The organism is Limnohabitans sp., assembly GCF_038134685.1.
GTDB lineage: Bacteria > Pseudomonadota > Gammaproteobacteria > Burkholderiales > Burkholderiaceae_C > Limnohabitans_A.
Genome location: NZ_JAYPVP010000025.1, coordinates 20,309 through 28,483 on the forward strand (window position 1 = coordinate 20,309; position 8,175 = coordinate 28,483).

The 8,175-nt window shown below is 60.1% G+C and carries 7 protein-coding genes and 1 pseudogene; 5 read left to right on the forward strand and 3 right to left on the reverse strand.

Annotated features, from left to right (window positions below):
* Positions 1-8: 8 nt before the first annotated feature.
* The 5 genes from AAFM15_RS10125 to tolA are packed head-to-tail and all read left to right on the forward strand — an operon-like array spanning position 9 to position 3,664.
* Positions 9-1,196 (forward strand): pyridoxal phosphate-dependent aminotransferase, encoded by a 1,188-nt coding sequence (locus AAFM15_RS10125; protein ID WP_341686596.1) that lies wholly within the window; start codon positions 9-11, stop codon positions 1,194-1,196.
* The gene (gene ybgC, locus AAFM15_RS10130) at positions 1,193-1,615 is read left to right on the forward strand and encodes a tol-pal system-associated acyl-CoA thioesterase (protein WP_341686597.1); all 423 of its coding nucleotides are present in this window, start codon (positions 1,193-1,195) and stop codon (positions 1,613-1,615) included. The genes AAFM15_RS10125 and ybgC overlap by 4 nt, the downstream gene beginning before the upstream one ends.
* Positions 1,612-2,310, forward strand: coding sequence for a protein TolQ (tolQ, locus tag AAFM15_RS10135; protein WP_341686598.1), 699 nt, complete (start codon positions 1,612-1,614; stop codon positions 2,308-2,310). The genes ybgC and tolQ overlap by 4 nt, the downstream gene beginning before the upstream one ends.
* A gap of 14 nt (positions 2,311-2,324) precedes the next feature.
* Positions 2,325-2,744, forward strand: a complete 420-nt coding sequence (locus AAFM15_RS10140; RefSeq protein WP_341686599.1) for an ExbD/TolR family protein — start codon at positions 2,325-2,327, stop codon at positions 2,742-2,744.
* Between the two features lie 26 nt (positions 2,745-2,770).
* Entirely contained in the window at positions 2,771-3,664 is an 894-nt protein-coding gene (gene tolA / locus AAFM15_RS10145) for a cell envelope integrity protein TolA (RefSeq protein WP_341686600.1), read from the forward strand.
* Here tolA and dnaE read toward each other — a convergent pair whose 3' ends face one another.
* The 3 genes and pseudogenes from dnaE to AAFM15_RS10160 all read right to left on the reverse strand — a co-directional run.
* Positions 3,665-7,192, reverse strand: coding sequence for a DNA polymerase III subunit alpha (gene dnaE / locus AAFM15_RS10150; RefSeq protein ID WP_341686601.1), 3,528 nt, complete (start codon positions 7,190-7,192; stop codon positions 3,665-3,667). It abuts the gene before it with no gap.
* Between the two features lie 34 nt (positions 7,193-7,226).
* Positions 7,227-7,922, reverse strand: coding sequence for a DUF599 domain-containing protein (locus AAFM15_RS10155; protein WP_341686602.1), 696 nt, complete (start codon positions 7,920-7,922; stop codon positions 7,227-7,229).
* A gap of 37 nt (positions 7,923-7,959) precedes the next feature.
* Positions 7,960-8,175: pseudogene (locus AAFM15_RS10160) on the reverse strand (NADPH-dependent FMN reductase); the annotation flags it as partial.

An 8,175-nucleotide genomic window follows, 5' to 3' on the forward strand; every position in this document is an offset into this window, starting at 1 on the left:
AACACACCATGCGCATTTCGCAGCGCGCCGAGCGCATTGAACCGTTTTATGTGATGGAAGTGGCCAAGGCTGCCCAAGCCCTGGCCCGCGAGGTGGCGCACACCGACCGCCCCATGATCTTTTTGAACATTGGCGAGCCGGACTTCACTGCCCCACCCTTGGTGCAACAAGCGGCGCAGCAATGCATTGCTGAAGGACAAACGCAGTACACACAAGCCTTGGGCGTCGCACCGCTGCGCGAGGCCATCAGCACTTGGTACAAGCAGCGCTTTGGCGTGCAGGTGCCGGCCAGTCGCATTGTGGTGACGGCCGGTGCGTCTGCGGCATTGCAGCTGGCTTGCCTGGCCCTGATTGAGGCGGGTGATGAAATCCTGACACCCGACCCCAGCTACCCTTGCAACCGCCACTTTGTGAGCGCCGCAGACGGCACAGCGGTGATGGTACCTACCACCGCCGAAGAACGCTTTCAGTTGAGTGCAGCCAAGGTTGAAGCGGCGTGGGGCTCGAAAACCCGTGGTGTCTTGCTGGCCTCCCCGTCCAACCCGACCGGCACATCGATTGACCCGACCGAGCTGCGTCGCATCCACGAAGTTGTAAGTACACGTGGCGGCATCACGTTGATTGACGAGATCTACTTGGGCTTGTCCCACGATGAGGCCTATGCCCAAACCGCACTGGCCATCAGCGACGAGATCATCAGCATCAACAGCTTCAGCAAGTACTTCAACATGACCGGCTGGCGCCTGGGCTGGCTGGTGGTGCCCGAAGCGCTGGTGCCCGCCATCGAACGGCTGGCGCAAAATCTGTTCATTTGCGCCAGCACGGTGTCACAGCAAGCCGCACTGGCCTGTTTTGAGGCCGACAGCCTGGCGCTTTACGAGCAGCGCCGCGCCGAGTTCAAGGCACGTCGAGACTACTTCATTCCTGCACTCAACGCCCTGGGCCTGAAAGTGCCCGTCATGCCCGATGGCGCGTTCTATGCCTGGGCCGATTGCACTGAGGCCTGCAAAAAACTGGGCCTCAAAGACAGCTGGGACTTTGCCTTTGCAGCCATGAAGCACGCGCATGTCGCCATCACGCCCGGGCGCGACTTTGGTCAGGCCGACACCGCCCGTTTTGTGCGTTTTTCGACCGCGAATTCCTTGGCCGAATTGCGCACCGCCATCGAACGCCTGAAAGCCTGGTTGCAGCCATGACACAAGCCCCCACCCCTTTCGGTTTTCCGCTGCGCGTGTACTGGGAAGACACCGATGCCGGTGGCATCGTGTTCTACGCCAACTACCTGAAATTCATGGAACGTGGCCGTACCGAGTGGCTGCGCTCGCTGGGCTACGGTCAGCAAGCCCTCAAGGAGCAAGCTGGCGGCATGTTTGTGGTCAGCGAAACCGCCGTCAAATACCACCATCCCGCACGATTGGACGATGCGCTGTGGGTCACTGCCCGCGTGGCCGAAGCTGGCCGCGTGAGCCTGACGATTGTCCAGCAAGTGCTGCTGCGCCGCGAAGGCCAGGCAGATGTACTGCTGGCCGAAGGTACCATTCGCATCGGCTGGGTCGATGCATCCACCCTCAAACCGGGACGCATTCCCGCCCCCATTCTGGAAGCTTTGAAATGAACAACGACATGTCCATCATCTCGCTGGTGCTGCACGCCAGCTTTGTGGTCCAGATCGTCATGGCAATTTTGCTGACCATCTCGGTCGCCAGCTGGGCGGCGATTTTTCGCAAGCTCACCGCCATCAAACGCATCCAGAACCTCAACGAAGATTTTGAGCGCGTGTTCTGGTCGGGTACCAGCCTGAACGAACTGTTCAGCGCAGCCAGCCAGAACGCCAAACAGGCCGGCCCGATGGAGCGCATTTTTGCCAGCGGCATGCGCGAATACCAAAAACTGCGCGAGCGCCGCATCACCGACGCAGGCACCTTGCTGGATGGCGCCCGCCGCGCCATGCGTGCCAGCTTTCAGCGCGAGATGGACGCGGCAGAATCGCAACTGTCCTTCCTGGCCTCGGTCGGCTCGGTCTCGCCTTATGTGGGCTTGTTTGGCACCGTGTGGGGCATCATGCACGCCTTCACTGGCCTGGCCAACTTGCAGCAAGTGACGCTGGCCACCGTGGCCCCCGGCATTGCCGAAGCACTGGTCGCCACCGCCATTGGCCTGTTCGCCGCTATCCCTGCCGTGGTCGCCTACAACCGCTTTGCACGCGACATTGACCGCGTGGCCATCAAGCTGGAAACCTTCATTGAAGAGTTCTCCAACATCCTTCAGCGCAGCCTGGGCGCCAGCGCCGCTACTGCTTCGGGCCACTGAGCAAGGAGTCAACCATGCCAGGAGTCGCACACCGTGGGCGCGGTCGCCGCGCCGTCAACGAAATCAACATGGTGCCCTTCATCGACGTCATGCTGGTGCTGCTGATCATCTTCATGGTCACCGCGCCCATGATCACTCCCAGCCTGATCGACCTGCCCAGCATTGGCAAAGCCAACAAGCAGCCCGACAAGGTCTTGCAAGTCGTGATCCAGAAGGACGAAACGCTGGAGCTGGTGGCCGATGGCAAAACCAGCAAGCTGATGATCGGTGGCGTGGCCGAGGCGGTGAAAAATGCCCAAGGCGCTGACACCAACACCGCTGTGGTGATCAGCGCCGACCGCAACGTCAAATACGAAAACGTGGTCAAGGTCATGGACACCTTGCAACGCGCAGGCATTGCCCGCGTGGGCCTGTCTGTTCAACTGGCGCCTTGATTCGGCAGCGCTAAAGGACTTTGGGTTTGCAGCCGCACAACACCACTTACCAGGCCGAGTTTGCCCCACCGCCCGAACCGGCGCGCGGGCGCAGCTACGGCATGGCTGCAGCCGCGCACCTGTTGCTGTTTGTGGCCTTGGGCCTGGCCACGCGCTGGAGCACACAACCCACCGTGGTCACGGCAGAGGCAGAACTGTGGTCGGCCATCCCGCAGCAAGCTGCGCCTGCATTGGTGGAGCCTGAACCTGCGCCCGAGCCAGAACCCGCCAAACCCGAGCCGCCTAAACCCGCACCCCGTCCTGCACCCGAGCCCGATGTGCAAAAGCGCGATGCCGAGATTGCGCTGAAAAAGCAAAAAGAAGAAGACAAGAAAAAGGCCCTCGAAAAGGAGAAGGCCGAGAAGCTGCGCAAGGCCAAGCTGGAAAAAGAAAAGGCCGAGAAAGAAAAAGCCGAAAAAGAGAAAAAGCTCAAGGAAGAAAAAGAGCGGGACAAGAAAAAGGCTGAGGACAAAAAGAAAGCCGAGGCTCAGGCCAAGGCTGAAGCTGCTCGCGCCGAAGCCATTCGCAAGGAAAACCTCAAGCGCATGGCGGGCCTGGCGGGTGCCACCGGCGGTGAAAACAGCACTGGCACCGCACTCAAGTCATCCGGGCCGTCAGCCACCTATGCAGGCCGCTTGGTGGGCAGCATCAGGCCCAACATCACTTTCCCTGGCGATGTGCCTGGCAATCCGCGCGCAGAGGTGGAAGTACGCGCATCCAACAACGGCACCATCCTGAGCCGCCGCCTGCTGCAATCCAGCGGTAATGCAGCCTGGGACGATGCCGTGCTCAAAGCCATCGACAAGACCCGCGTCTTGCCCCTGGACACCGACGGGCGCGTGCCCTCGGTCATCGTTCTAGGCTTCAGGCCCCTGGACTGATCAGTCGTAGACGATCTGCGCTTGCCCGCCTTCGGCCTGCGCCATCCAGCTGGCCAAGGCAGCGTCTGAGGGGAAGAACCTGACTTGTTCGCCCAAGGCGAGTTCAGCAAGCGCAGACACCTCGGCACTGTGCCTCTCCAGTTGCAGACGCACACCCAGGCCCTTGACCAGCTCGCCGTGCTCTGTCACTTCACGTTCGACCGGAAACTCCCTCAACAGGCGCGCAATGTCTGGCGCCTGACCATTGACCTTGACGCGCAGAAACTTACCGAACCGGCAACGTGCTGCACCCAGGTCCCAAATCTGCTCGATTTTCAGGCGGAAGCCGCCCGAGAAACGATCCATTTGCATTTTGGCCATAACGATGATCAGCTCATCGTCCTTGAGCGCGTGGCGGGCAGCATTGATCAGGCTTTCATCTGCAGTGGCCTCCATGACGCCAGACTTGTCATCGAGCTTGAAGATGGCCACCTTGCCCCGCATACCGTTGATGATGCGCAAATCGCTCACGATGCCGGCAATGAGCTGCGGCTCGCGGTTATCAATCAGATCGTCGATCTTGCGGCGCACAAACTGCCGCACCTCGCGCTCGACCGCGTCAAACAGGTGGCCCGACAAATAGAAACCCACGGCTGTTTTTTCAAACGTGAGCCTTTCCTTGATGCCCCAGGGCAACACGTCTTGCAGGTCTGGCTCTTGTGAGCTCGAGCCATGTGAATCGTCACCCAGCATGTCAAACAAGCCGCCCTGGTTGGCGTTGGCAGCAGTGGCGTTGGCAAAGTCAAAAGCTTTATCGATGCTGGCCGCCAAGGCTGCCCTGTTCATCTGCAAGGAATCAAATGCACCGGCTTTGATCAGGGCTTCAACCGTCCGTTTGTTCAGGCGGCTGCGGTCCACACGGTTGCAAAAGTCAAACAGGCTGGTGAAAGCGCCACCCTCTTCCCGTGCAGCCACGATCGCTTCAATCGCTTGCTGGCCGGTTCCCTTGATGGCACCCAAACCATAGCGAATCACCTTGTCAGTCACCGGTTCAAACCGGTAGTTGCCGCGGTTGACGTCCGGCGGATCAAAGGTGATGCCGAACTTGAGCGCGTCTTCATAGAGCACCTTGAGCTTGTCGGTGTCGTCCATCTCCACCGTCATGTTGGCGCAGAAGAACTCGGCGGTGTAATGCACCTTGAGCCAGCCGGTGTGATAGGCCAGCAGCGAGTAAGCGGCAGCGTGCGACTTGTTGAAGCCGTAGCCGGCAAACTTTTCCATCAAGTCAAAGATTTCGTCGGCTTTGTCTTGCGGGATGTTGTGTGTGGCCAGGGCACCTGCGCGGAACTTCTCGCGATGCTCGGCCATTTCTTCGGCTTTTTTCTTGCCCATGGCGCGGCGCAACAAGTCGGCGCCGCCGAGCGAATAGCCGCCCAGAATCTGCGCCGTCTGCATCACCTGCTCCTGATACACCATGATGCCGTAGGTCTCGCTCAGCATCTCAGCCACCGCAGGGTGCGGATACACCACCTCTTCACGCCCGTGCTTTCGGGCCACGAAGCTGGGGATCAGGTCCATAGGGCCTGGACGGTACAGCGCGTTCAGGGCAATCAGGTCTTCCAGGCGCGTCGGGCGTGCATCGCGCAGCATGCCCTGCATGCCCCGGCTTTCAAACTGGAACACGGCTTCGGTCTTGCCGTCCTGGAACAGTTTGTAGGTAGGCGCATCGTCCAGCGGAATATTCTCGAACGCAAAGTTTTCCTGCCCCTTGTGACGGGCCATGATGAACTCGCGGGCAATTTCCAGAATGGTGAGCGTGGCCAGGCCCAAGAAGTCGAACTTGACCAAGCCGGCGGCCTCCACATCGTCCTTGTCGTACTGGCTCACCGCAGACTCGCTGCCCGGCTGCTGGTACAGCGGACAGAAGTCGGTCAGCTTGCCTGGCGCGATCAGCACGCCCCCAGCGTGCATGCCCACGTTGCGGGTCATGCCCTCCAGGCTTTGCGCCATTTCGATCAGGTTCCTGACGTCTTCTTCGCGCTCAATGCGCTCGGCCAGCATGGGCTCGGCGGCAATCGCGTACTTGTCCTTGTCGTCGGGCTTGAGGTCGGCGGGCGGGTACTGGATGGTGACGGGCTTGCCCGGCTTGTTGGGGATGAGCTTGCTGATGCCATCGCAAAAGGTGTAGCTCATGTCCATGACGCGGCCCACGTCTCGGATGGCCGCACGCGCGGCCATGGTGCCGAAGGTGGCAATCTGGCTGACCGCATCGCGGCCATATTTTTCCTTGACGTATTCGATCACCCGATCGCGGTTGGCCTGGCAAAAGTCGATATCAAAGTCGGGCATGGACACCCGCTCCGGGTTCAGAAAACGTTCGAACAGCAGGTTGTATTGCAGCGGGTCCAGGTCGGTGATCTTGAGCGCATACGCCACCAAGGAGCCCGCACCGGAACCCCGGCCGGGTCCCACGGGACAACCATTGTTTTTGGCCCACTGGATGAAGTCACCCACGATCAGGAAGTAGCCGGGGAAGCCCATCTTGAGGATGGTGTTGAGCTCAAACTCCAGCCGGTCCACATAACGCTGGCGCTCGGCCTCGCGTTTGGTCTCGTCGGGGTAGAGGTGAATCAGGCGTTCTTTCAGACCCTCGTGCGATACATGGCGGAAATAATCTTCCACCGACAACACTTCGCCGTTGACCGGCGGGATCGGGAAATTGGGCAACTGCGGCTTGCCCAACACCAGCGTCAGGCTGCAGCGCTTGGCGATTTCCAGCGTGTTGGCAATGGCACTGGGCACATCGGCAAACAGCGCCTGCATTTCGGCCGCCGACTTGAAATACTGCTCACGTGTGAAGCGACGCACCCGGCGAGGGTTGGCCAGAATTTCGCCTTCAGAAATACACACACGCGCTTCATGCGGCTCGTAATCATCGGCGCTCAGAAACTGCACCGGGTGCGTCGCTACCACTGGCAAACCAAGGCGTGCAGCCAGTTGCACGGTGGCAGCGACATGCTGCTCGTCGTCCGGGCGGCCAGCGCGTTGCAATTCCAGGTAAAAACGATGTGGGAACAGCGAAGCCAGCTGCAAGGCCACATCAGACGCTTTGGCTGTGTCGCCTTGTACCAGGGCTTGCCCGACCGGGCCGGCCTGCGCGCCTGACAGCAAAATCAGACCCTCGCCCAATTCCTGCAGCCACTCCAGCTTGAGCACCGATTGGGCCTTGACAACATTGCGTGTCCAGCCACGTGCCAGCAGCTCGCATAGATTCAGGTAACCCTGTTTGCCTTGCGCCAGCAAAATCACACGCGATGTTTGCCCCGCATCGGCCCCCATGCCTTCGATCTGGACTTCGCTGCCCAAAATCGGCTTGACGCCTTTGCCCCGGCCTTCCTTGTAGAACTTGACGCCGCCAAACAGGTTGTTCAGGTCGGTGATGGCCAGGGCAGGCTGGCCGTCTTTGGCTGCGCTTTTGACGACCTCGTCTATGCGGACGGTGCCATCAACAATGGAAAACTCGGAGTGGATGCGCAGGTGGACAAACATGCCCCCATTGTAGGGCTAGGCCTCCATCAAAACTTCAGTCGCGCAGTACGTCCAGCACCTCTGAGCGGAACTCGCGGCCGTACAAAATCAGCACCACCAACGCCCCTGCCAGCACCAGGGCAAGTGGCGAGAAAAACCAGGCCATCAAGGCAAACGAAAAGTAATAAGCCCGTAGACCATCGTTGAAAGTTTCGGCCGCTGAGCCGACCAGCACACCTGCGCGGTGAGCATGCTCGACCTGGTTGTGCTTTCCAGCCAAAAAGGCTTCGGCGGGAGGCATCGAGCCGATCACCAGCGCCACAAAAGTGTACTGACGCATCGACCAGGTAAAGCGGAAAAAGGCATAGACAAAAATGCCAATGAGCACCAGCAGCTTGAACTCGAACACCAGCAGCGGCGTTTGCTGCGCAAATGGAATCTCACGTACAAGCTCGGCAGCCTTGTCCGTGCTACCCATGACGGCAAACAAGCCGCCGATGATGATGATGGTGGTCGAAGAAAAGAACGACGGTGTGTGCGACAAGTTTTGCGTGATGATGCCGTCCAGCATGCGCGGATCGCGCAAGGTGGCCTGCATCATCCACTGCTGACGCAGTGCGTTGGTGGTGGCCAGCAAGGTGCGTTCGCGCATGCCGCGAACCTTGACCAGGCTGGCGTAGCCTACCCACAATGCAAAAAACACGAACAGGGCCAACCAGTCGGCCCAGGGCATCAAGGTCAATATTTTCATATCGGCCATGGTACCCGAGCCGCGGTCTTGCGTCAGATCAGCCGCGAGCCTTGGTCGCCACTGCGGCCACGCGCTCGCCAAACTTGACGGCCGTGTCCACATCGCCTTGCGGGATCTTGTCGGCACCCGCGTCCGAAGGCGCTTGCACCAGCAGGCCGACCGAGCCGCCCATGTTGTTGATGTCGTTACGGGTCGAAGCGCTGGCATTGGCAGGCGCCATGCCCAAGCTGATCCACAGGCCGCCGTGCTGGGC